Annotated in this window: 25 protein-coding genes and 1 tRNA gene; 9 read left to right on the top strand and 17 right to left on the bottom strand. The window is 72.6% G+C overall.

Annotated elements, in window-relative coordinates; translation table 11 throughout:
* The first annotated feature begins 41 nt into the window (after nucleotides 1-41).
* Nucleotides 42-938 (top strand): AurF N-oxygenase family protein, encoded by an 897-nt coding sequence (locus ABEB17_RS08940; protein WP_345716329.1) that lies wholly within the window; start codon nucleotides 42-44, stop codon nucleotides 936-938.
* A 37-nt stretch (nucleotides 939-975) separates the two neighbouring features.
* Here ABEB17_RS08940 and ABEB17_RS08935 read toward each other — a convergent pair whose 3' ends face one another.
* From ABEB17_RS08935 to dcd, 4 genes are all read right to left on the bottom strand, one after another.
* A complete protein-coding gene (locus tag ABEB17_RS08935; protein ID WP_345716328.1) occupies nucleotides 976-1,608 on the bottom strand; it encodes a hypothetical protein in 633 nt (210 codons plus the stop codon).
* Nucleotides 1,608-2,264 carry a hypothetical protein gene (locus ABEB17_RS08930; protein WP_345716327.1) on the bottom strand — a complete coding sequence of 219 codons (657 nt, stop codon included), beginning with the start codon at nucleotides 2,262-2,264 and terminating at the stop codon, nucleotides 1,608-1,610. Before ABEB17_RS08930 ends, ABEB17_RS08935 begins: the two co-directional genes overlap by 1 nt.
* A gap of 61 nt (nucleotides 2,265-2,325) precedes the next feature.
* Complete coding sequence (locus ABEB17_RS08925; RefSeq protein WP_345716326.1) at nucleotides 2,326-3,375, bottom strand: hypothetical protein; 1,050 nt, start codon at nucleotides 3,373-3,375, stop codon at nucleotides 2,326-2,328.
* Nucleotides 3,376-3,390: 15 nt separating this feature from the next.
* A complete protein-coding gene (dcd, locus tag ABEB17_RS08920; protein ID WP_345716325.1) occupies nucleotides 3,391-3,966 on the bottom strand; it encodes a dCTP deaminase in 576 nt (191 codons plus the stop codon).
* 168 nt (nucleotides 3,967-4,134) lie between these two features.
* Here dcd and ABEB17_RS08915 point away from each other — a divergent pair, with 168 nt between their 5' ends.
* Entirely contained in the window at nucleotides 4,135-5,529 is a 1,395-nt protein-coding gene (locus tag ABEB17_RS08915) for an MFS transporter (RefSeq protein ID WP_345716324.1), read from the top strand.
* A gap of 77 nt (nucleotides 5,530-5,606) precedes the next feature.
* A tRNA-Gly gene (locus tag ABEB17_RS08910) sits at nucleotides 5,607-5,680 on the top strand.
* A 13-nt stretch (nucleotides 5,681-5,693) separates the two neighbouring features.
* Here the strand turns inward: ABEB17_RS08910 and ABEB17_RS08905 are convergent.
* From ABEB17_RS08905 to ABEB17_RS08890, 4 genes are all read right to left on the bottom strand, one after another.
* The gene (locus ABEB17_RS08905; protein ID WP_345716323.1) at nucleotides 5,694-5,993 is read right to left on the bottom strand and encodes a YciI family protein; all 300 of its coding nucleotides are present in this window, start codon (nucleotides 5,991-5,993) and stop codon (nucleotides 5,694-5,696) included.
* Between the two features lie 100 nt (nucleotides 5,994-6,093).
* On the bottom strand, nucleotides 6,094-6,498 hold the full coding sequence (locus ABEB17_RS08900; RefSeq protein WP_345716322.1) for an arsenate reductase ArsC: 405 nt from the start codon (nucleotides 6,496-6,498) through the stop codon (nucleotides 6,094-6,096).
* On the bottom strand, nucleotides 6,495-7,190 hold the full coding sequence (locus ABEB17_RS08895; RefSeq protein WP_345716321.1) for an aquaporin: 696 nt from the start codon (nucleotides 7,188-7,190) through the stop codon (nucleotides 6,495-6,497). Before ABEB17_RS08895 ends, ABEB17_RS08900 begins: the two co-directional genes overlap by 4 nt.
* Entirely contained in the window at nucleotides 7,180-7,617 is a 438-nt protein-coding gene (locus tag ABEB17_RS08890; protein ID WP_345716320.1) for an ArsI/CadI family heavy metal resistance metalloenzyme, read from the bottom strand. Before ABEB17_RS08890 ends, ABEB17_RS08895 begins: the two co-directional genes overlap by 11 nt.
* Nucleotides 7,618-7,706: 89 nt before the next feature.
* Between ABEB17_RS08890 and ABEB17_RS08885 the strand changes: the two genes are divergently transcribed.
* Nucleotides 7,707-8,066 carry a metalloregulator ArsR/SmtB family transcription factor gene (locus ABEB17_RS08885; protein WP_345716390.1) on the top strand — a complete coding sequence of 120 codons (360 nt, stop codon included), beginning with the start codon at nucleotides 7,707-7,709 and terminating at the stop codon, nucleotides 8,064-8,066.
* A gap of 97 nt (nucleotides 8,067-8,163) precedes the next feature.
* Nucleotides 8,164-8,664: a hypothetical protein gene (locus tag ABEB17_RS08880; RefSeq protein WP_345716319.1), complete on the top strand. Its 501-nt coding sequence runs from the start codon at nucleotides 8,164-8,166 to the stop codon at nucleotides 8,662-8,664.
* A gap of 84 nt (nucleotides 8,665-8,748) precedes the next feature.
* Here ABEB17_RS08880 and ABEB17_RS08875 read toward each other — a convergent pair whose 3' ends face one another.
* Together ABEB17_RS08875 and ABEB17_RS08870 are read right to left on the bottom strand one after the other, a co-directional pair.
* Entirely contained in the window at nucleotides 8,749-9,243 is a 495-nt protein-coding gene (locus ABEB17_RS08875; protein ID WP_345716318.1) for a calcium-binding protein, read from the bottom strand.
* Nucleotides 9,244-9,327: 84 nt separating this feature from the next.
* Complete coding sequence (locus tag ABEB17_RS08870; protein ID WP_345716317.1) at nucleotides 9,328-12,369, bottom strand: AfsR/SARP family transcriptional regulator; 3,042 nt, start codon at nucleotides 12,367-12,369, stop codon at nucleotides 9,328-9,330.
* A 118-nt stretch (nucleotides 12,370-12,487) separates the two neighbouring features.
* Here ABEB17_RS08870 and ABEB17_RS08865 point away from each other — a divergent pair, with 118 nt between their 5' ends.
* Entirely contained in the window at nucleotides 12,488-13,900 is a 1,413-nt protein-coding gene (locus tag ABEB17_RS08865; RefSeq protein WP_345716316.1) for a DUF2252 domain-containing protein, read from the top strand.
* Here the strand turns inward: ABEB17_RS08865 and ABEB17_RS08860 are convergent.
* Nucleotides 13,897-14,319 carry a VOC family protein gene (locus ABEB17_RS08860; RefSeq protein ID WP_345716315.1) on the bottom strand — a complete coding sequence of 141 codons (423 nt, stop codon included), beginning with the start codon at nucleotides 14,317-14,319 and terminating at the stop codon, nucleotides 13,897-13,899. The two genes, ABEB17_RS08865 and ABEB17_RS08860, sit on opposite strands and share 4 nt — an antisense overlap.
* 93 nt (nucleotides 14,320-14,412) lie before the next feature.
* On the opposite strand from ABEB17_RS08860, the gene ABEB17_RS08855 reads away from it, so the two are divergent.
* A complete protein-coding gene (locus ABEB17_RS08855) occupies nucleotides 14,413-14,694 on the top strand; it encodes a DUF6510 family protein (RefSeq protein ID WP_345716314.1) in 282 nt (93 codons plus the stop codon).
* A gap of 14 nt (nucleotides 14,695-14,708) precedes the next feature.
* On the opposite strand, the gene ABEB17_RS08850 is transcribed toward ABEB17_RS08855, so the two are convergent.
* From ABEB17_RS08850 to ABEB17_RS08825, 6 genes are all read right to left on the bottom strand, one after another.
* Entirely contained in the window at nucleotides 14,709-15,449 is a 741-nt protein-coding gene (locus tag ABEB17_RS08850; RefSeq protein ID WP_345716313.1) for a ferredoxin reductase, read from the bottom strand.
* Nucleotides 15,446-16,042: a molybdopterin-dependent oxidoreductase gene (locus tag ABEB17_RS08845; RefSeq protein ID WP_345716312.1), complete on the bottom strand. Its 597-nt coding sequence runs from the start codon at nucleotides 16,040-16,042 to the stop codon at nucleotides 15,446-15,448. Before ABEB17_RS08845 ends, ABEB17_RS08850 begins: the two co-directional genes overlap by 4 nt.
* Before the next feature lie 106 nt (nucleotides 16,043-16,148).
* The gene (locus ABEB17_RS08840) at nucleotides 16,149-17,192 is read right to left on the bottom strand and encodes a DUF3048 domain-containing protein (protein ID WP_345716311.1); all 1,044 of its coding nucleotides are present in this window, start codon (nucleotides 17,190-17,192) and stop codon (nucleotides 16,149-16,151) included.
* Nucleotides 17,192-18,343: a CaiB/BaiF CoA transferase family protein gene (locus ABEB17_RS08835; RefSeq protein WP_345716310.1), complete on the bottom strand. Its 1,152-nt coding sequence runs from the start codon at nucleotides 18,341-18,343 to the stop codon at nucleotides 17,192-17,194. The genes ABEB17_RS08840 and ABEB17_RS08835 overlap by 1 nt, the downstream gene beginning before the upstream one ends.
* A gap of 4 nt (nucleotides 18,344-18,347) precedes the next feature.
* Nucleotides 18,348-18,632 carry a hypothetical protein gene (locus ABEB17_RS08830; protein WP_345716309.1) on the bottom strand — a complete coding sequence of 95 codons (285 nt, stop codon included), beginning with the start codon at nucleotides 18,630-18,632 and terminating at the stop codon, nucleotides 18,348-18,350.
* A 57-nt stretch (nucleotides 18,633-18,689) separates the two neighbouring features.
* The gene (locus ABEB17_RS08825) at nucleotides 18,690-19,118 is read right to left on the bottom strand and encodes a VOC family protein (RefSeq protein ID WP_345716389.1); all 429 of its coding nucleotides are present in this window, start codon (nucleotides 19,116-19,118) and stop codon (nucleotides 18,690-18,692) included.
* Between the two features lie 117 nt (nucleotides 19,119-19,235).
* On the opposite strand from ABEB17_RS08825, the gene ABEB17_RS08820 reads away from it, so the two are divergent.
* The gene (locus tag ABEB17_RS08820) at nucleotides 19,236-19,946 is read left to right on the top strand and encodes a polyamine aminopropyltransferase (RefSeq protein ID WP_345716308.1); all 711 of its coding nucleotides are present in this window, start codon (nucleotides 19,236-19,238) and stop codon (nucleotides 19,944-19,946) included.
* Nucleotides 19,947-20,094: 148 nt separating this feature from the next.
* Nucleotides 20,095-21,285: a serine/threonine-protein kinase gene (locus tag ABEB17_RS08815; RefSeq protein WP_345716307.1), complete on the top strand. Its 1,191-nt coding sequence runs from the start codon at nucleotides 20,095-20,097 to the stop codon at nucleotides 21,283-21,285.
* Nucleotides 21,286-21,288: the final 3 nt, after the last annotated feature.

Here is a 21,288-nt window from a genome sequence, read left to right as displayed (position 1 = left end):
AACATAGTTCACAGTTACTTTCCTACCCGGATGGAGGAACCGTGCCGGTCACTGCCCGCACCGACCGAGAGGTCGTCCCCACCCGCCTGCTGGCGTCCTCCGCCAAGGCGTCCTTCGACCCGAACGTGGCCCTCGACTGGCAGGCGCCGCTCGCGCCCGACCTGCACGGGATGAGCCCCGAGTGGTCCTCGCTCTACGGGACCCCGCTGTGGGACGAGCTGAGCCCGCAGCAGCAGGTCCGCCTCACCCAGCACGAGTTCGCGTCCATCAGCGGCGTCGGGATCTGGTTCGAGATGATCCTGATGCAGCTGGTGCTGCGGGACGTCTACGACGACGACCCATCGCTGCCGCACGTGCAGTTCGCGCTCACCGAGATCGGCGACGAGTGCCGGCACTCCGTGATGTTCGCGCGGATGGCTTCGGCCTACGGGTGCCCGGCGTACGGACCGTCGAAGGCCGGACGACGTCTCGGTCGGCTGTTCAAGACGATCGGTTACGGCCCGGCCGCCTACGCCGCGATCCTGGTGGCCGAGGAGGTGCTGGACATCCTGCAACGCGACCTCATCCGGGACGAGCGGGTGCAGCCGCTGTCCCGCGAGGTCAGCCGGATCCACGTCCTCGAGGAGGCGCGGCACATGCGCTTCGCCCGCGAGGAGCTCGCCCGCCGGGCGCCGCACCTGTCGCCGGCGCAGCGCCGCCGGCACCGGGCCGTCATCGCGATCGTCGCCGACGTCATCGTGAGCAACCTCGTGCATCCCGGCGTGTACGCGGCCGTCGACCTGGACCCGTTGCGCGCCAAGGAAGCTGCGGCGGGCAACGAGCACTACGCCGAGCAGCTGCGCAGCAGCGCCAGCCAGCTCACCGGCTTCCTCGACGACCTCGGCCTGATGGGCGGGCCGACGATGCGGCTGTGGCGCCGGACCCGCCTGATCGCCTGACCGCCCGGCCGCCGGACCGCAACGCGATGCGGGCCGCTCACTCCGGCTTCAACGACTTGCTGCCGGTCCTGGCGGCAATCCGCTTCAGCATCGCGATCCGGTCGGCAGCGATCTGCCGCTGTCTCGCCAACCGCTGCTCCTCCGTCGATGGCTCCACTTCGCCGTCGTCGGGCTGCGGTGGCAGCGGATCAGGCGGCGGCGCGAGTGACTCGTCGGGCTCGTCCCCCGCCGCAGGGTGCGAGCGCACGTCCCGGTCCACTGCAAGCAGGTCCATCGCCACCGGCAGGTCCCTGCGAACGGACTCCGGCCCGTGCGCAGCGGCCCACGTGACCAGCTCCGTGGGCATGCCATCCAGCTCGTCGAGGGCAGGGATCGCGGACCCGCCGGACCGGAGCACGCGCAGGTCGGCCCACTCCTGGGGCCGGCGATCTCGAAGCGTCGCGGGCCGACCAGCCGCGTGGGGTTCCTCGTCCACCGTCGGTGCGGCACCCTCGTGGGGCTCGGACATCGCGCGACCGAGCTGGGCCGCGGTCGCGCTGGCCCACTCCAGCGTCCGACGCCTGCGCACACTGGCCGCGATCAAGGTGACGGCGGCGGCCAGCGCGGCAGCCGCGGCGGCGGTCACCAGGAGGGCGACGACAGTCGCCAGGCTCCCGGCGTACGAACCCATCACGTGTCCTTCTCGGCGAGCGTGGCGATGTCACGGATGTACGAGCGGTGCGCTCCGCGCGCGAACATCATGGCCAGGACGGCGAGCAGCAGCAGATCTGCGAGCGCCACCCAGAGGGCGGGCGGGAAGGCGGTGCTGCCGCTGGAGACCGTGGTCTGGGTGAGCGGCAGCCCGTTCAGCACCGCCACTCCGCCGGCCAGCTGGCCGGCGGCGGGAGGGACGGAGTAGACGTTCTCGACCGTCGGGGCCTTCAGCAGCAGCGGGACGATGGCCACGAGCAGCGCGACCACCACTCCGGCGGCCCCGCGCGCGAGCTGACGCCACTGGTCCTCGCGCCAGCTGTAGACGGTCTTGACGGCGTCGGTGCCGCGGTCGGATGCGTTCGCGCCGGCCAGCTTCGCCAAGGACGCCAGCTGTGCGCCGGACAGGCCGCGGTCGTTGCCGACGAACGACTGCACGGCCACCGCCACGACGGCCAGGGCGAGGGCGACGCTGGCCCCGGACGTCACGACGAGCTTCCAACCGATCCTCGGGCTGGCCGACCCGAAGACGCTGACCGACCCGAAGACGACCGCGAGCACCACCCAGCCGACCAGCGTGAGGACGACGAGCAGGCGGAGGATCCACTTCGGGGCATCCCAGGCCCAGGTGTCCATGGCCAGCTCCTTCCGCCGCCAGTACAGGTGTACCGGTGCGCGGGCGAGCCAGCAAGGGTCCTCAGAGCGAGTAGCGATCCACCTCGAAACCGGCGCTGTCGCTGACGACCCCGGCGCTGGCCTCCGCGATGCTGAGCGCCGCAGCCCGCATCTGCGGCCGCAGGCGTTCGCGCTCGAGCCGGACGGCGTACGGCGGGTCCTCGGACTCCAGGACGTGCGGGTCGTGGGTGACCCAGCGCACGGCGTAGGTCACCACCGGGTTCGTCGCGTCGAGCAGCTGCCCGGACACCCGCTCGCGCACCCAGATGGGCACGGCGTCCTCCTGGATCACCTCGACCACGAGGCTGCCGTGCGCGGTCAGCGCGTACCCGTCCAGCACCACCCCGCCGGCCAGGGCGCGGGCGTCGTGCTGGCGGGCGACCTCGTCGATGATCTCGTGGTCCGGCTCGCCGAGGGCGTGCTCGAGGTCGGCGCCGAGCGGGTCCAGCGGGTCGACTGACCACGGGGTGTCGTGGTGCGGCGCCTCGTGCCGACCGTGCACCGCCAGGTTCACCTCGGCGCCCGGCAGCACCGGGCCGAGCAGCTCCAGGAGCCGGTCGGGACCGAGCCAGTAGCCGGACCAGACGGTCAGGTCGAGCAGGCGGTCGTGGTCCGGTTCGAGCAGGACGCCGCTGCCGGCCGCCCGCACGGCGCCGCCCAGCCGACGGGCCAGGGCGAGCGCCAGGTCGACGGCGTCCCCCTCGTCGCGGAACGGCTTGCCGCGTGGGAACGCGCGCATCCACCAGGCACGCAGCACCGGGTCACCGATGTCCTCGAACGCGTCCGGGTCGGGTTCGGCCTCGACCTCGAGGGCGTAGGCCGTGCGCCACCCCGCGGGCACCTGCACCGCCCGCAGCTCGTCGTCCTCGAGCTCGTGCGGACCGCTGATCGCCGCGTGCCGGCCGAGCCGGGCCCGTCGGGTGTCCGCGATCCGGGCGTCCGGGTAGCGGTTGCGGATGAGGCGGTCGACCTGGCCGACGTCCACCGTGGTCGGGAGCAGCAGCAGGTGCCAGCGGCGCAGCTGTTCGAGCGTGGGCTCGTCGGAGCCTCGTCGTCGTCCGAACCATGCCATCGCGCCTGCCCGGGCTCAGACCTGGGTGCGGTGGAAGCTCTGGAACGACCGGCTGGCCGTCGGTCCGCGCTGCCCCTGGTAGCGGGAGCCGTAGCGCTCGCTGCCGTAGGGGTGCTCGGCCGCGCTGGTCAGCCGGAAGAAGCACAGCTGGCCGACCTTCATGCCCGGCCAGAGCAGGATCGGCAGGGTCGCGACGTTGCTCAGCTCGAGAGTGACGTGCCCGCTGAAGCCGGGGTCGATGAAGCCGGCCGTCGCGTGGGTCAGCAGGCCCAGCCGGCCCAGGCTCGACTTGCCCTCGACCCGGGCGGCGACGTCGTCCGGCAGCGTCACGGCCTCGTACACCGAGCCGAGCACGAACTCGCCCGGGTGCAGGACGAACGGGTCGTCCGCCGAGACCTCCACCAACCGGGTGAGGTCGGGCTGGTCGGCCGACGGGTCGATGACCGGGTACTTGTGGTTGTCGAACAACCGGAAGTACCGGTCCAGCCGGACGTCGACGCTCGACGGCTGCAGCATCGTCTCGTCGTAGGGGTCGAGCACGACCCGCCCGGTCTCGATCTCGGTCCGGATGTCTCGGTCACTGAGGAGCACGGACCGAGGGTAACCGGCCGGCCCCGGTGCTGAGCACGGCATTCCGTCGGACTCGCCCGCACGGGCCGTCTCGCGCACCCGGTGATCTCGAATTGCGGTCATCACGATCGGTGCAATGGTGATTGTCAGGGCAAATTCACCCACGCGCGAGAACGAAGGCGGTCGACGATGACCCTGGACCCCCAGAACGCTGCCGCGGCCACCGCGGCCCAAGGCACCCCAGAGCAGGACAGACAGATCCGCAAGGCGGCCATCGCCAGCACGGTCGGCACCACCATCGAGTGGTACGACTACTTCCTCTACGGAACCGCGGCGGCGCTGGTCTTCCCCAAGGTGTTCTTCCCGGACTCCTCGCACTACGTCGGGCTCCTCGAGTCGTTCGCCACCTACTTCGTGGGCTTCGCGGCCCGGCCCGTCGGCGCCGCGATCTTCGGGCACTGGGGTGACCGGATCGGCCGCAAGGTCACGCTGATCGTCACGCTGCTGATGATGGGCGCCGCCACCACCCTGATCGGGGCGCTGCCCGGCGCCGCGGCCTGGGGTTCGCTCGCACCGATCCTGCTGATCGGGCTGCGCGTCCTGCAGGGCGTCGCCGTCGGCGGTGAGTGGAGCGGCTCCGTGCTGCTCTCGATGGAGTGGGGCAACCAGAAGCGCCGCGGCCTGATGGGCTCGTGGCCGCAGCTCGGCGTCGCCATCGGCCTGATCCTGGCCACCGCGATGCTCACGCTGTTCAACAACCTCACCACGGAGGCGCAGTTCCTGGCCTGGGGTTGGCGCATCCCGTTCCTGCTGAGCCTGGTGCTGGTCGCGATCGGCCTGTACATCCGGCTGTCCATCCTCGAGACGCCGATGTTCGCCAAGCGGGTGCAGGAGAAGTCGATCGCCAAGCAGCCGGTGCTCGAGGTGGTCAAGCGGTACCCGAAGGAGATCATCCTGTCGGCGCTCGCCCGGATGTCCGAGCAGATGCCGTTCTACGTGGTGACGGCGTTCGTGCTGTCCTACCTGACCGACGACGACCACGGGTACACCCGCAACTTCGTGCTCATCGGCACCATGATCGCGGCGGGCTTCGAGCTCGTGCTGGTCCCCGTCTTCGGGCACCTGTCGGACAACATCGGCCGCAAGAAGGTCTACCTCACGGGCGCCGCCATCATGGGCGTGTGGGGTTTCGCGTACTTCGCGCTGCTCGACTCCGGCGTCGAGTGGCTGGTGTTCGTCGCCGTCTGCCTCGGCCTCATCCCGCACGCGATCCAGTACGGACCGCAGGCCTCGCTGATCGCCGAGAGCTTCCCGACCAACCTGCGCTACGGCGGCGCGGGCATCGGCTACCAGCTGTCCTCGGTGATCGCCGGTGGCCCGGCCGCCCTGATCGCGGTCTGGCTGATCCACACGTTCGGCACCGGCTACGCGGTCGCCGGGTACATCGCGATCTCCGCTGTGATCACCATCGTGGCCGTCGTGCTGCTGCCCGACCGATCGCGGATGGACATCGAGGACGACGCGACGTACGAACGGGTCATCGACCTGCGCGACACCGCGTCGGCCGACAAGGTCTCTCGCTGACCGGGGGCCCCGAAGGCGCCGCTCACGGGCCAGCCGAGCGATCGGTTATGCTCTGCTGCGCGCACTTCGGGGCGCTCGCGGGTGTAGTTCAATGGTAGAACATCAGCTTCCCAAGCTGACAGTGCGGGTTCGATTCCCGTCACCCGCTCCACGCACTCCGGCGGTCAGCGCTGCGAGAGCTCCTCGAGCACCTCGACACTTCCGCCGAAGGCCAGGTTCGGTGCTCCTCGAGCGGCGCTGACGGCCTGCTCGAGGGAGTCGAAGTCGACCATCGAGGCGCCGCGGATTACGCCATCCGCGTCTGTCTGACCGGTCGCCGTCACGAGCCTGCCCCCCGCGGTGCGGATCCCGTAGTCCTCCTGGAGTGAGGCGTTCCACTCCTGCCACGCGGCGCGGTTCTCTGCGACGCGATCAGCGGGTACGGGGTCAGGCCCGGCGCGGTAGATGAAGATGAAGGAGGGCATGAGAGCTCCTGGAGTGGCTCGCGTGGGCGGGACGTCGAGAACAGCGAATGCGGGCACCTGACGTCCCCTGGGTGCCCCACTTCTCTGGTCTCGCCAGGGGTCAGGGCGTCAGCTCGCCCAGGACAGTCTCCACCCGGGCCCGGATCTCGTCGCGGATCGCTCGGACGGCGTCCAGGTCCTGCCCGGCGGGGTCGTCGAGCTCCCAGTCGAGGTAGCGCACCCCGGGGAAGAACGGGCACGCGTCACCGCAGCCCATCGTGATGACGACGTCGGAGGCCTGGACGTCGTCCGCGGTCAGGACCTTCGGCCGCTGTTCCGCGATGTCGATCCCCACCTCGGCCATCGCGGCCACCGCGACGGGGTTGACCTGGTCGGCCGGGACCGAGCCCGCCGACCGGACCTCCACCGCACCCTCGGACAGGTGGGTGAGGAACCCGGCGGCCATCTGGGACCGGCCGGCGTTGTGCACGCAGACGAACATCACGGACGGCCTGGGCTGGGTCATGCGGACCTCGCGGACTCGAAGGGGTACAGGACGAGCACGAGTGCCAGGCCCAGCACGCCACCGACGACCTGGGCGAGCACGAAGCCGGGCACGGATGCCGGGGCGATCCCCGCGAAGGTGTCGGTGAACGTCCGGCCGACGGTCACGGCGGGGTTGGCGAACGACGTCGAGCTGGTGAACCAGTACGCCGCTCCGATGTAGGCGCCCACGGCGGACGCCGACCAGGCCCCCCGGCCCGTCCGGGCCAGCGCGAAGACCACGAGGACCAGCCCGGCGGTCGCCACGGCCTCGCCGATCAGGTGGCCTCTGGTCGTCCGGTCGGTGGTGGACACCTGAACAGCATCCAGGTCGAACATCACGTTGGCGACGGCGGCACCGAGCACCGCGCCCACCACCTGGGCGCCGGTGTAGCTGACGACGTCCCGCGCGCGTAGCCCCGTGCGGCCCCGACGGCCCAGGACGGCGTCCGCCGCCGAGACCACCGGGTTGAGGTGCGCTCCGGACACCGGACCGAGCACGAGGACGAGCACCCCGAGCCCGAGCGCGGTCGCCAGCGAGTTCTCCAGCAGCTGCAGACCGACGTCCTGGGGCGAGAGCCGCTGAGCCGCGATCCCCGACCCGACGACCACCGTGACCAGCGCCGCCGTCCCGACCAGCTCGGCCAGCAGTCGGCGTCCCAGCTCAGCCGGCACAGCAGCCCGAGCTCTCGGGCGCGGCGCCGACGTCCGCCAGCGTCTTGCCCTCGAGGTCGGCTCCGGCGTCCGCGAGCACGACGTAGTTCTCCCACCGCTGTCCGTCCGGACCGGTGACCCAGTGCTTGTCCTGGCGCGCGTAGCAGCAGACGACGTCGCCCTCGACGTCCAGCTGCAGACCCGCGGCCTCCAGGCGCTCCGCCTGCTCGACGATCTCGGCCATCGACTCGCGCTCGACCCCGAGGTGATTGAGAGTGCCGGACCGGCCGGGGTTCTCGAACAGCACGAGCTTGAGGGCAGGGTTCTCGACGGCGAAGTTGGCGTAGCCCGGACGACGCTTGGCGGGCTGGGTGTCGAACAGGGTCGAGTAGAAGGTGACGGCGTCGTCGATGTTCTCGACGTTGAGGGCGAGCTGGACGCGGGACATGGCGACTCCTTCGATGAATATCGAATAACTGTCGTCCGAACCATGCCAACCTCTTCGACATTCGTCAAGAAGGTGGCAGGATGTCCCTCATGCCGAAGACGCTGCCGCTGCTCGTGGACACCTCACCGATCTGCTGCGAGCCACTCGGCGCCACGCCCACCCTGACCGCCGACGACGCGGTCGCCCTCGCCGTCCGGCTGAAGGCGCTCGCGGACCCGACCCGCCTCCAGCTGGTGGCGTTCCTGCTCGGCGCCCCGAACTGGGAGGCCTGCACCTGCGACCTGGCCCCCGTCGTCGGCCTCAGCGAAGCCACCGTCAGCCACCACCTGCGCAAGCTGCTCGAGGCCGGCCTGTGCACGAAGCGGCGGGACGGCATGAACGTCTGGTACCGGCTGGTGCCGGAGTCCCTGTACGCCATCTCCCAGATGCTCGACCCGCACTGCTGCTGAGCCGGCCTGGCCGACCGTTGTGACGCCACGCTGACGACCCCCACCGACTCTGATGTCGGCGGTCACCCCGACCGCCTCTTCAGATGGGGGAAAGACCATGAACCGAAGCAGGAAGCTCGCCATCACCCTCGCGCTGGCCGCCGGAGTCGGTGCCCCGCTCGGGGTGGCGTCGTCGGCGCAGGCCGTCGGCACCGTCACCAAGGACGGCTGCCACCTCACCGTCGACAAGCCCGCGTTCACCAACCACTGGACCGCAGGCGGACTCAAGCAGGCCGACTACGTCTACCACCTTACGTGCGACCCGTCCCTGGCCGGCGTGAGCGTCGAGATCACCCACGAGCGCTGGGAGTCCGACCTGGCCGGCGCCGCCGGCGACCCGGATGCGCTGGACGAGTTCACCGGGACCTCGACGCAGAACAAGTCCTTCCCGGCCGCCGGCGCGACGAAGGACATCACGGTGCGGGCGGCGCTGCCCGTCACCGACGACACGGACGGCGACGAGGAGGTCTACCAGAAGGTGCGCTTCCGGGTGACCAACCAGATCCAGGGCGGCTGGTCCGCCTGGAACCTGTCACAGGCGCAGTCGATCCAGAACTAGGACGCGCTGACCTGACGCAGATGGGGCACCGGACGTCGGTCCGGTGCCCCATCTGTGACGTGTGAACGAAGGGACGACGCCCGCTCAGTACTCCATGCGGGCGGCCGAGTCCTGTGCGTCCGGGAGGTACCACATGTCGAACCCCGAGCTGCCGTCCGCGTTGTCACCGCCGTCCAGGTCGTCCTTGCCGGGGCCACCGCTGACGAAGTCGTTGTCCTCGTCGCCGGCGACGCAGTCGTCGCCCCGCTCGCCCGAGACCGTGTCGTTCCCCGTGCCCCCGCTGATGCAGTCGTTGCCGTCCCCACCCCTGATGGTGTCCCACCCGGGCCCGCCGACCAGGACGTCGTTCCCGCCCTTGCCGTCGATGCGGTCGTCACCACCGAGGCCGTAGATGATGTCGTTGCCGTTGGTGCCGGTGAGCGTGTCGTTCCCCGCACCGCCGTACAGGACGACTCCCCCCTTGCCGCAGACCTCGGACGCCGGGGCGGCGCTCGCGGCGCTGGGCGATGCGACGCCCAGCAACCCGGCGGCGGCCGCGGCGGTGACGACGGTGGCGATGCGGATGATCTTGTGAGACATGGTGTTTCCCCCTGCTGGTCGTGAGCCGCCGGTTCGGACGGCCAGCCGCTTCGGTACGGCGAGATCGAAGGTGTCAGCGCGCCGTCATCGTGGCGTCAGAACGCCTGAGCCCAGCCCGCTCGAGCCCAGCACGGCGTCGTCCGGCGGCGGGGCGTCCACGGCGTCCATCGCCTCGGCCCAGCGCGCGAACGCCCGCCGCGCCTCCCCGTGCCGGCCGCCGCGCACGAGCGTCGTGACCAGCAGCCGGTGCACGTTGGTGTCGTACGGGTCGGCGTCCAGCAGGCGCACGAGCAGCACCTGCGCGTCGGCCGGACGTCCCTGCCCGGCGTGCAGCCAGGCCAGCCGGCGCAGCGACCGCAGCCACGCGGCGCGCACCTCCTCGCGGAAGCCGTCGGCCCACTCCTCACCCAGCTCGTCCTCGAGGGCGCCGCCGCGGTACCGACCGTCCACGTCCGTGAGGATCTCGCGAGCCCGCTCGCGCTCCCCGGCGTCCATCAGCGCGGCAGCGGCATCGGCGTCGTGCACGAGGGCGTCCGCGTCCAGCGCGACGTGCGCCAGGTCGAGCCGGATCCCCTGCGGGTCCGCGCCGACGTAGTGCTCGGCCGGCCAGTCCCGTCCCGGGTCGAGCACCCCGCGCACGGTGGCCAGCAGCACCGAGAGCCGGTGCGCGGTCTTCGCGGGGTCGTCGTCGGGCCAGAGCAGCTCGCACAGCGACGCCCGGCTGACCGGACGCCCGCGTCGCGCCGCTAGCACCTTGACCAGGGTCCGGGCCTGTCGCGAGCGCCAGGCGGTGAAGGGCACCGGCGCCCCGCCGACGCCGACGGTGAAGCCGCCGAGCACCTGGATCGTCACCTGGTGCGCACTCGCCTGGTCGGTGACCGGCCGGCCGTGCACGTGCAGGATGCCGAGCCGCTGCAGCCGGCGGGCGGCGTCCCGGGCACGGGACCGGTCCGCCCCGTCGGCGGCCGGCTGCCAGCCGATCAGCAGCTCGACGCGGGCCTCGGCGGTGGTGGCGCCGCCGTCCCGCCAGATCGCCAGGGCCTCACCCAGGGCACGGTGGGCGAGGGCGGGGTCATCGGTGGCAGCCGCGGTGAGCTCGAGCGCCTCGGCCAGGACGTCGAGGGCGTGGACGTCGCGGGCGGACTCCACCGCCCGGCCGGCCCAGATCGCGGCGTCGGCACGGTCGCCGCGGACGAGGTGCACCCAGCCCATCCCCAGGTGCGCGAACGGCCGTTGGCTCGCCGAGGCGCCGCGGACCGCCTCGTCGGCGAGCCGGTACGCCTCGTCGGGGTCGTCGGCCGCGCGCAGCCGGGCGAGGCCGGCGAGGGCAGGGACCAGGACCTGCAGCTCGCCGCTGTCCCGGCCCAGGTCGACGGCCTCCAGGTACGCGGCCCGCGCCTGCTCGTCGTGCCCGAGCTCGCGGTGGACCTCGCCGAGGCCCACGAGGCCCATGCCGCAGCGCCCCGGCCCGAGGCCGCGGAACATGGCAACCGACCGCTGCAGCTGCCACGTCGCCTCGCCGTACTCGCCGACCCGCAGCAGGGCCTCGCCGAGGTTGTGCAGCGCGACCGCGTACCGCCCTGGTGGGCTGCCGAGCTCACCCAGCCGGACCGCCTCCCGGGCGGCCGTGCAGGCCTGCCCGTAGCGGGCCGCGGCGAGGGCGAGGCACGACTGGTTGACGCGGACCCGCATGGCGGCGAGGGCATCGCCGGCGCTGGTCGCCGCGTCCAGGGCTCGTTCGAGATGCGCCTCCTTCTGGGACCCGCGGCAGACCCGGGCCATCGCCGAGTGCGCCTCGGCGGCGGCGTGCTTGTCGTCACCCGCCTCGGCATCCGAAACCGCTTGTGCCGCAACGGTGACGGCCTCGTCGTCCCGGCCGAGCGTGGCGAGCACCTGGGCCCGGCAGGCCCTCCACAGGATGCCGTCGCGGTCACCGGACGCCGCGTCGGCGCTGATCCGGTCGAGCGCGACCAGCGCCGCTCTGGGCTCCCCGCAGGCGTAGTGCACGGCGGCGACCTGGCCGGACAGTGCGGCGTCCCACCCGTCGCGGTCGGCGCGCTCCACCAGCGGCGCGTACGCGCGCAGCGCGCCCGCGGTGTCGCCGACCATCCGCAGCGCGTCCGCCCGGGTGCGCTGCAGCAGGGTGGACTCGGTGGCACCGAGCTCGTCCAGGAGCGCGACCACCCCGGCCGCGTGCCCGGCGGCGAGCATCTGCGCACCCTGCTGCTCGACCATCCGGCGAGCGGCCTCGAGATCGCCGGCGAGCTGCCAGGCGCGCGCTGCGGGGAAGGGCAGGTCGTCGTCCTGGTAGCTGCGCGCCGCGGTCACCAGCTTGTCGGCGCCGACCGCGGAGCGGGTGGCAGCGGCCAGCACCTGCGCCACCACCGGCACCACCACCGTCAGGCCCAGGCCGCCGGGCCGCTGCCGAGCGACGAGAACGCCGCTGCGGCAGAGCCGGTCGACGGCCGCCGCTGCGGCGGCCGAACCCAGCGGCGAGAGGTTCTCGAGCAGCCGGGCGGTGAACGGGCCGAGGGCGGCGGCGACCCGCAGGGCGTCGCGGACGGCGGGCTCCAGGTAGGCCAGCACCTGGGCCGTGACCCAGCGAGCCGAGGCCGTGCCCGGAGCGGCGAGCGCCGTGACGACGTCCGCGTCCGGCTCCCGGGCGACCAGGTCCGCGGCGAAGTGCACCAGCATGGGCCAGCCCGCCGTCGCGGCGTGCACGCGTCCGGCCGCGGCCGGGTCCTGGACGCCGTACTCCTGAGCGAGCAGGCCGGCGACCTGGTACGTGCTCAGCCGGAGGTCCTGCGGCCCGCGTTCGAGCACCGGGCCGGGCAACGTCGCCAGCAGCGCGTCGTCCAGCGGGCACCGGGCAGTCAACGTGAACCCGACGTCGTCGGGCAGGGCCGCCAGCCGCTCCAGCAGGAGCAGCCGGTCGCCGGCGGACAGCACATCGAGGTCGTCGATCCCGAGCCACGGCGCGTCCGGCAGCGGTCCGGCAACCAGGTCGACCGCCTGCCGGCGCAGCCCGGCGGCGGGGGCCTCCGACTCCAGCGCGGTCGTCTTGCCGTAGCCGGCGGTCGCGACGACCACGGTGCGGCTGGGTGGCCTGGTGCGTTTCGCTGTCACCCTGACAAGACCCCCGATGGTCGCTCCTGATACCGAACCCGTGGGCCGAGCGGCGGCTGGTCACTTGCCAAGATCGCCTCCGCAGGGATGCAATGCCCAGCAACAGGCGGAGGCCACCATGACAGCCACGGACGCTCACTCCATCCCGCACCTGACCCGTGATGAGCGGGTCGCAGCCGGAAAGGCGGCCCGCGAGCGGCTCCCGCTGGACTCGCACGCGGACTACGTCCCGCAGGGCCGGCCCGATCCGGTCGACGTGCTCGAGGGGCAGGCCACCACGCGGGTGCCTGAGCTGGTGCCGATCCGGTACGGGCGGATGCTGGCCACGCCGTTCACCTTCTACCGCGGCGGGGCGCTGCTGATGGCGGGTGACCTGTCCCGGTCACCGAGCTCGGGGCTCTCGGTCCAGCTCTGCGGCGATGCCCACCTGAGCAACTTCGGTGCCTTCGCCACCCCGGAGCGGCGGTTGGTGTTCGACCTGAACGACTTCGACGAGACGCACCCGGGCCCGTTCGAGTGGGACATCAAGCGGCTGTGCGCCAGCCTGACCGTGGCGGCCCAGAACAACGACTTCTCGGCGAAGCAGCAGCGCAAGGTCGCGGCGGCCGCGGCGGCCACCTACCGCGAGACCATGCGCTCGTTCGCGCGGCAGGGAAACCTCGACGTCTGGTACACCCACCTCGACATGGAGGAGGCCATCAGGACGCTGGGCGAGCACCTGGGTGACAAGGTCACCGCGCGGGCCGAGGCGGCCCTGAAGAAGGCCCGCAACAAGAACAGCCTGCAGGCCTTGGGCAAGCTGACCACGACGGTCGACGGCCAGGTCCGCATCCTCAGCCAACCCCCGCTGCTGGTCCCGGTCGAGGAGCTGTGGCCGCACGAGGAGTCGGACTACATCTACGCGACCCTGCGCGACCTCGTGCGCTCCTACCGGACGACGTTGCAGTCCGACCGCCAGCACCTGCTGGAGCAGTTCCGGCTGGTCCAGGTGGCCCGCAAGGTCGTCGGCGTGGGCAGCGTCGGCACCCGCGCCTGGATCCTGCTGTTCGAGGGAGTCGACAGCGGCGACCCACTGTTCCTGCAGGCGAAGGAGGCCCAGCCGTCGGTCCTCGCGGACTTCGTCGACATCCCGTCCGTGCACAACCACGGGGAGCGCGTGGTGCGCGGCCAGCACCTGATGCAGGCGGCCAGCGACATCTTCCTGGGCTGGCAGAGCGGTACCGGGCCGGAGGGCACCGAGCGTGACTTCTACGTGCGCCAGCTCCGCGACGGCAAGGGCTCGGCCGTCGTCGAGATCATGGAGCCGCGCACGATGACCTACTACGGGAGGCTGTGCGCGCAGACGCTGGCCCGCGCCCACGCCCGCTCCGGCGACCGGGTGGCGATCGCCGCCTACCTGGGCTCGAAGTCACACTTCGAGGAGGCGGTCGCCGACTTCTCCGTGACCTACGCGGAGCAGAACGCCCTCGACCACGCCGCGCTGGCGCAGGCCGTCGCGTCCGGCCGGGTGGAGGCCAAGACCGACCTCTAGTGCGGCCCGGACGTCGGCGGCCAGGCTCCGAGTGGGTGCCCGACCTCCCAGTGGTGGCCGAACGGGTCCTCGATGCGACCCAGCCGCCAGCCGTAGTCCTCGGTGACGGGCTGGACCTCGCGGGCACCGGCCCCGACCGCCTGCGTCACCACCGCGTCCGGGTCGTCGACGACGAGCAGCAGCCGCGTGGTGCAGCCACCGACGGTCTCGGGGCTGGGGTTGCCGTGCGCCGGTGACTCGTCCGCCACCCAGAACGTCGTGCCGGCGATCTGCAGCTGAGAGACCAGCTCGGGGTCGTCGTCCGTGCCGCCGACCCGGTAGACCTCGACGGCCCCGAACGCCGCCCGGTAGAAGTCGACGGCCTCCCGGCCGCGCCGGACGGACAGCTGCGCGACGACGGCCGGACGCTGCTGGGACACGGGCACCTCCCGCACTGCGGACAGATCGGGTCTAGCGGTGCAGCGCGCGGCACGGCACCCTGGGCTGCGAACCTACGCGCATCGGAGGACGCCATGCAGGTGGAGGACCACTACGTGGACGGCAACGCGGTGGCGGGCGACCTGCTCGAGCTGTTCGCCGTCGACGTCACCGCCGCGATGGGCGAGTGCGCGCACTGCGGTCACGAGGCCCCGATGGCGGAGACCCGGGTCTACACCCAGGCGCCGGGCACGGTGATGCGCTGCCGCGGCTGCGGCGAGGCGGTCCTCAAGCTGGTCACCGCGCCGCACGCGCGCTGGCTGGACCTGAGCGGCCTGAGCCGCCTCACCTTCCGCACGGACCCGGCGCTGGCCTAGGACCCGGCGCTGGCCTAGGAGCCGCTGGGGCCGAACCGTTCCGTGCGGATCCGCCGCGGGTCGTAGCCGGCCCGCACGAGCTCGTCCGCTACCGCCTCGACGAAACCCGTGGGGCCGCAGACGTACGTGGTCGGCTCGGCGTCCACCGGCCAGGTCCAGCGGGACAGCCGGGCGCCGTCCAGCCGGCCGACCACCCCGTCCCAGGACGGCGGGGCGGTCCGGGTGTACGCGAAGTCCACCTGCAGGCCGGGCTGCTCGGCGGCGCGCCGGGTCAGCTCGTCGCGGTAGTAGACGGAGGCCGGGTCGCGCACCGAGTAGAGCAGCCGCACCGGGGCGCGGGCGCCGGCCAGCTCGTGCCCGCGCACCATCGACATCAGGGGGACGACGCCGGAGCCACCACCGATGAGCTGCAACGGTTCCGGCTGCGCGGCCCGCCAGACGAACCAGCCGCCGAGCGGCCCGCGCACCTCGACGGCGTCCCCGACCGCGGCGACCTGCACGAGGTACGGCGACACCTCGCCGTCCGCCACCTCCTCGACCGAGATCTCGATCTCGTCGCCGCCTGCGGCGCCGTCGAAGGCCGACGCGATCGAGTACGAACGCGTTGCGGTGTAACCGTCCGGGGCGGTGAGCCGGACGTCGACGTGCTGGCCGGGAAGGTGTCCCGGCCATCCCTCGACCTGCAGCCGCAAGGTGCGCGCGGACGCGGTCTCGGCCCGCGCCCCGACGACCGTCGCGCGCTGCCAGCCGCTCACTCCCAGTACCGCTGTTCGCGCCAGGGGTCACCGTAGTTGTGGTAGCCAGCGCTCTCCCAGAACCCCAGCTCCTCGGCGTCCGAGAGCGTGATGCTGGTGACCCACTTGGCGCTCTTCCAGAGGTACAGGTGCGGCACGAGCAGCCGGGCAGGGCCGCCGTGCTCGGCGTCGAGGTCGTCGTCGTCGAACCGGTGGGCCACCCAGGCCTGCCCCTCGAGCAGGTCGTCCAGCGGCAGGTTCGTCGTGTAGCCGCCGTACGAGCCGACGAGCGCGAAGCTCGCGTCGGTGTCGACGTCCGCGAGCAGCGTGTCCACGGACACCCCGCGCCAGCGGGTCGCCAGCTTCGACCACCGCGTCACGCAGTGCAGGTCGACCGTGACGTCCTCCTGCGGCAACGCCATCAGCTGCGCCCAGTCCCAGGTCTGCCGCTGGCCGGTCTCGGTGGTGACGGTGAACTGCCACTCCGGTGTCGGCACGTGCTGCGTCGGCCCGGCGGTGAGCACCGGGAAGTCTTCGGTCAGGTACTGGCCGGGCGGCAGGTCGTCGTCCGAGCGGCGTCGGCGCCCGAAGAAGCCCGGCGTGATCGTGGACATGGTGGGCTCCCCGGGTGCGCGGCGCGGATGCGCCTACTCAACTGGAGTCGAGCGGCGGCGTCCAGACCCCCTGCCGCACCAGACGGGGCGTACCCGATCCGCAGGCTCAGGAGATCCGGACGGCGCCGGTCGACGGCACGAGCTCGATCCAGGTCCGCCCAGGCGCGACGAGCAAGGGCCGGCCGGCCGTGTCGGTGAAGGTGAAACGGGCGTCCCGACCGGCCTTGTGCCAGGTGCCGGAGACCTGTCGCCCCGCGCTGAGCACCGTGAGCCGGCCGGACCCGGTCAGCACCGACTCGGGCACGTCGTTACCGGCCGGGTCGCGGTAGCCGGCGTCCCGGGTGCGCACCCGCAGCACGAGGACGTTGTCAGCGGCCAGCCGCCGGCCGGAGGCGACCTTCGCCGGCTTGCTGCCCTCGCTGCGCAGCCACGTCCGGGTGGAGGCCTGATACGTCCAGCGCGGCCGCTCGCCGCTCGAGAAGGTCAGCTGCGCCTGGCTGGCGGCTTGGTTGCCCGGGGCTGTGGCCGTGCCAGCGCGGGTCGCATCGGGCGCCCAGGGGAGGTACGGCTTCGGCGGGGCTCGGTGCGCGGCGTTCGCCCGCCCCCACAAGGTGCCGGCCTTGGCGTACAGGTTGTGCGGGGCCGACCGCGCGCCCGAGCGACGGAACCCGGCACCGCCGGAGAGCAGCTGCAACGGCGCCTTGCGGACCACCTTGAGCACCACGCCGGCGCCGCCCGAGAAGGCCAGCAGCCCGCGGGTCGGCGACGCGATCGACGTGTCGACGTTGCGCACGGACCGCACCGGGCCCACCGTGCCCGGGTCGGCGGTCTGGAACATCGCGGCGAACCGGGTGATCCCGCCCTCGACGAGCTCCTCGACGACGAGGTCCGCCTGGTCCAGGCCGGACTGCGGGCGGGCCGCCGTGCTGTTCTCGATCTTCACGGTCAGCGCCGGCCGCTGGGCGACCGCGTGCACGGGCCGGCCGGTGAGCGGTGCCACGAGCGGGGGCGCACTCGCCGGCGGGCTGGGCGCGGACGTCGTCACCGACGGGGACGGTGCGGCCGGGGTGGGCGCTCGGTGCGAGCACGCGACGGTGCCCAGCAGGACGGCGAGGACGGCGGCGCAGGACGTGGTGCGGGAGGGCTTCATCACCGACGAGGGTAGGCACGGGTGGCACGCGCGATCGAATCGTCGTCGAGCCCGGCCTCGCGCAGCACCTCGACGGTGTGCTCGCCGATCGCCGGTGGCGCGGCGACCGGGCCGGCGGGTGTGACCGAGAAGCGCGGGGCCGGGGCGGCCTCGAGGTAGCCGTGCTGCTCCGTGAAGGTGCCACGGGCCAGGTGGTGCGGGTGGTCGGCGGCCTCGGCGAACGACAGCACCGGCGTGACGCAGGCCGGGAGGTCGCCGAAGTGGGCGGCCCAGTCGTCGCGGGCTCGGGTGCTGAACCCATCGGCGAGACGCGCCGACATCTCGGGCCAGGCCGAGGTGTCGAACTGGGTGGCGAACAGCGGGTCGTCCTGCAGGCCCAACCCGGCCAGCAGCGCCGCGTAGAACGGCGCCTCGATGGCACCGACCGCGACGAAGCCGCCGTCGGCGCAGCGGTAGGTCCGGTAGAACGGCGCGGACCCGTCGAACAGGTTGCCGCCGCGCTGGTCCGCCCACAGCCCGCGAGCGAGCAGCCCGTGCACCAGCGCGAGCTGGATCGCCGTGCCGTCCGTCATGGCGGCGTCCACGACCTGCCCGACCCCCGTCGTCCGGGCGCTGAGAACGCCGGCGACCAGGCCGAGCGCGAGCAGGAGCCCGCCACCGCCCATGTCTCCCACCAGGTTCAGCGGAGGGAGCGGCTCCCGGTCGGGGTGGCCGAGGGCGCCGAGCAGGCCAGCGAGGGCGATGTAGTTGATGTCGTGGCCCGGCTGCTGGGCGAGCGGTCCGTCCTGGCCCCAGCCGGTCATCCGGCCGTACACGAGCCGCGGGTTGCGGGCCAGGCACACGTCGGGTCCGAGCCCGATTCGTTCCGCCACACCGGGTCTGAAGCCTTCGATCAGCGCGTCGGCAGTGTCCACGACCCGGAGCGCAGCGGCGATCCCGTCCTCCGACTTGAGGTCGAGCGCCACTGATCGCCGCCCGCGGTGCACCACCGGGTGCTCGCTCGCCCTTCCGACGTCCGCCGGTCGTTCGAGCCGGATCACGTCGGCCCCGAGGTCGGCGAGCAGCATGCCGCAGAAGGGGCCGGGTCCGATGCCGCCGAGCTCGACGACGCGGACGCCGGCCAGCGGGCCGCTCCCGAGGGGAAGGTTCACGGGCTCATCCTGCCGTGGGTCTCAGCACGTCGGCGTCCAACCAGGACTCGACCAGGCACACCTCACGCCCCAGTACGAGGACGAAGGCCACCCGGCCCTGCCAGCCCTCGTCCAGCTGGCGCCACTCCAGGATCACGCCCGGCCAGCGACCGGGCCAGCCGTGGTGACCCTCGACCCAGCAGTGTCGCGGGGACCACCTCGCCGGAGCCGGCTGACCGGTGCCGATGCCGGTCGCCCGGGACCGCTCGTCGAGGGAGGGTCCTCGACGGGGGAGGGGCGTCGCGGCCATCGACCCAGCATGGCAGACAATCGAACACGTGTTCGAGCCCCGCCGATTTGTCCGGCTCTACTCCCCGAAGCGACCGCGTGCGTCCAGCGGGATCAGCGGCTTGTCCGCGCGCACCTTGAGCTGCTGCACGGCCCACGTGTTGCCGTCCGGGTCGGCGAAGCCGAAGAACGTGCCACCGTCCCGCTCGTCGAACACCGTGATCTCGCTGGCCTCGACGCCGTGGTCCACCAGGTGCTGGCGGGCAGCCTGCGCATCGGACACCACGAGCTGCAGCCCGCGCATCGACCCGGGTGCCATCTCGGTCTGGCTGGGCAGGTCGCCGATCACGATCGAGCAACCTGAGCCGGGCGGGGTGAGCTGGACGACGTGCATGTGCTCGTTCGTGGTGTCGTGGTCGAGGTGGAACCCGACCTGGTCGCGGTAGAAGGCCACCGCGCGGTCGATGTCGCTCACCGGCAGGAGGACGACTTCGAGGGTCCAGTCCATGGCGCGCTCCTCGTCGTTGGGGAGGGGAGGTGTGCTCGCCACGACCCTAGTGCGGCGACTGTCGTGCGTGGGCGGGAGCGGCGTGGCCTACTGGGGGTGGCAGACGGGAGCCTGAGGGTGAGCGCGCGGTTCGAGGAGCTGGCCTGGCGGGAGACCGCGATGGGCGCGATCAGCCTGCGCCGACGGGTCGAGCCGTCGCTGGGCGTGGACGTGTACGAGGTCAAGCTCGGGGACGAGTTCCTCATGTCGAGCCTGTTCACCGTGGCCGAGGTCGAGCTGGCGCGTCGTGGGCTCGGCGAGGCGTCCGACCGGAGCCTGGACGTCGTGGTCGGTGGGCTCGGACTGGGCTACACCGCGCGGGCGGCGCTCGAAGACCCCCGCGTGAGCGCGCTGACGGTCGTCGAGGCACTGCCCGACGTCATCGACTGGCACGTGCGCGACCTGGTACCCGGCGGCGCCGAGCTGGACGCCGACCCGCGGACCACGTTGCTGCACGCCGACTTCTTCGCCCTGGTCGCGTCGGGCACCGGCTTCGACCCAGCCGTTCCGGGTCGCCAGTGGGACGTCGTCCTGCTCGACGTCGACCACTCGCCCCGGCACGTCCTGCACCCCAGCCACGCGGCGTTCTACACCCGCGACGGCCTCGGCCGGCTGGTGGAGCTGCTGCGCCCGGGCGGCATCTTCGGCCTGTGGGCGGACGGCGCGCCGGACGTGGACTTCCTCGCCACCCTGCGCAAGGTGTTCGGTCAGGCGCGCGCGGACGTCGTTGAGTTCCCGAACTTCTACACCCGCGAGCCCTCCGCCAGCACCGTCTACCTCGCCTCGTAGGCCCGCCGCGCACCCCAGATGTCCCGCTATCCGGCGTCAAACGGCCTCTTTGAGCCCCGATATCCCGCTATCTGGTGAGCGCGTGGCCCGCGAGCGGGCTTGCTTGATCCAACTGGCGATCCCGGACGGTCCCCAGCACCATGACCGGGTGACGGAACTGCTGGCCGACCGCTACCTGCTGGTAGAACGCCTGGGCCGAGGCGCCATGGGCGAGGTCTGGTCGGCGACGGACGCCGTGCTGGGACGAACCGTCGCGGTCAAGCTGATGCTGCGCACGGGTGATGGCGAGCAGGCAGCAGGTCGGTTCCGCGTCGAGGCGCAGGCGGCCGCGCGACTGAGCCACCCGAACGTCGTGACGGTGCACGACTTCGGCACGTCCGGTGACCACGGGTTCCTGGTGATGGAGCTGGTCGCCGGGCACGACCTGGCCCGTGAGACGGCCCTCAACGGCGCCATGGCGCCGGAGCGGGCGATGACCGTGGTGGCGCAGGCTGCCGCTGGGCTGGCGGCCGCGCACGCGCAGGGCGTGATCCATCGGGACGTCAAGCCGGGGAACCTCCTGCTGGCGGCCGACGGCACCGTCAAGGTCGCCGACTTCGGGATCGCGCGACTCGTCGACGACCCGGCCCTCGCGTTGACGTCCACCGGGGAGATCCTCGGCACCAGCCACTACCTCGCACCCGAGCGGGCGCAGGGTGGCCCGGCGACGTCGGCGTCCGACGTCTACTCGCTGGGGTGCGTGCTCTACCAGCTCGTGACCGGGGTGACGCCGTTCCGGGCCGACAGCCCGGCCGGGGTGGCCTACCAGCACGTGCAGGCCGTACCGGTGCGTCCTGGCCAGGTCCTCCCCGAGCTGATGGGCTCCCCGGTCGAGGCGCTGACCCTCCGGCTCCTCGCCAAGGACCCCGCCATGCGGCCATCGGCGGCCGAGATCGCGGCGTGGACGTCGTCCACGGACCAGGCGCCGGTCCTGCCACCGCCTACTGCCGTCCTTCCGCCGATCGTCACGGAGCCCGCGCCCGCGGGTGGGCGGTCGCGACGGCCGGCGGCGCTGGTCGGTGCCGCGACGGTCGCCGTCGCCGGTGTCGTCGCCGTGGCGGTCGGGCTCGGCGGCAACGACCCCGCCGCCAGCGTCGACCGACCGACCGTCTCCGCCAGCCCGCGTCCGGCAGCGGCCACCTCCACGCGGACGACGCACAGCCCCTCCCCGACGGCGACGCGGACCCGCGCCACCAACGCGTCGACCACGACCAAGGTCAAGCCCGCACCCAAGCCCGCGGCCAAGCCCCACAAGGCCAAAGCGCCGAAGCCGCCGAAGCACCCCGCCAAGAAGCCCTGACCG

Origin of the sequence: Angustibacter luteus (assembly GCF_039541115.1) — a bacterium.
GTDB lineage: Bacteria > Actinomycetota > Actinomycetes > Actinomycetales > Angustibacteraceae > Angustibacter > Angustibacter luteus.
Note: the sequence above shows the minus strand (reverse complement) of the source record. Positions and strands in the feature narration are given on the sequence as shown.

Coding starts and splice junctions, on each gene's coding strand:
- ABEB17_RS08915 (WP_345716324.1), top strand. CDS start 4,135: ATGACCCTGGACCCCCAGAACGCTGCCGCGGCCACCGCGGCCCAAGGC.
- ABEB17_RS08900 (WP_345716322.1), bottom strand. CDS start 6,498: ATGACCCAGCCCAGGCCGTCCGTGATGTTCGTCTGCGTGCACAACGCC.
- ABEB17_RS08925 (WP_345716326.1), bottom strand. CDS start 3,375: ATGGCATGGTTCGGACGACGACGAGGCTCCGACGAGCCCACGCTCGAA.
- ABEB17_RS08855 (WP_345716314.1), top strand. CDS start 14,413: ATGCAGGTGGAGGACCACTACGTGGACGGCAACGCGGTGGCGGGCGAC.
- ABEB17_RS08885 (WP_345716390.1), top strand. CDS start 7,707: ATGCCGAAGACGCTGCCGCTGCTCGTGGACACCTCACCGATCTGCTGC.
- ABEB17_RS08875 (WP_345716318.1), bottom strand. CDS start 9,243: ATGTCTCACAAGATCATCCGCATCGCCACCGTCGTCACCGCCGCGGCC.
- ABEB17_RS08905 (WP_345716323.1), bottom strand. CDS start 5,993: ATGCCCTCCTTCATCTTCATCTACCGCGCCGGGCCTGACCCCGTACCC.
- ABEB17_RS08935 (WP_345716328.1), bottom strand. CDS start 1,608: ATGGGTTCGTACGCCGGGAGCCTGGCGACTGTCGTCGCCCTCCTGGTG.
- ABEB17_RS08890 (WP_345716320.1), bottom strand. CDS start 7,617: ATGTCCCGCGTCCAGCTCGCCCTCAACGTCGAGAACATCGACGACGCC.
- ABEB17_RS08825 (WP_345716389.1), bottom strand. CDS start 19,118: ATGGACTGGACCCTCGAAGTCGTCCTCCTGCCGGTGAGCGACATCGAC.
- ABEB17_RS08845 (WP_345716312.1), bottom strand. CDS start 16,042: ATGTCCACGATCACGCCGGGCTTCTTCGGGCGCCGACGCCGCTCGGAC.
- ABEB17_RS08880 (WP_345716319.1), top strand. CDS start 8,164: ATGAACCGAAGCAGGAAGCTCGCCATCACCCTCGCGCTGGCCGCCGGA.
- ABEB17_RS08840 (WP_345716311.1), bottom strand. CDS start 17,192: ATGAAGCCCTCCCGCACCACGTCCTGCGCCGCCGTCCTCGCCGTCCTG.
- ABEB17_RS08830 (WP_345716309.1), bottom strand. CDS start 18,632: ATGGCCGCGACGCCCCTCCCCCGTCGAGGACCCTCCCTCGACGAGCGG.
- ABEB17_RS08865 (WP_345716316.1), top strand. CDS start 12,488: ATGACAGCCACGGACGCTCACTCCATCCCGCACCTGACCCGTGATGAG.
- ABEB17_RS08930 (WP_345716327.1), bottom strand. CDS start 2,264: ATGGACACCTGGGCCTGGGATGCCCCGAAGTGGATCCTCCGCCTGCTC.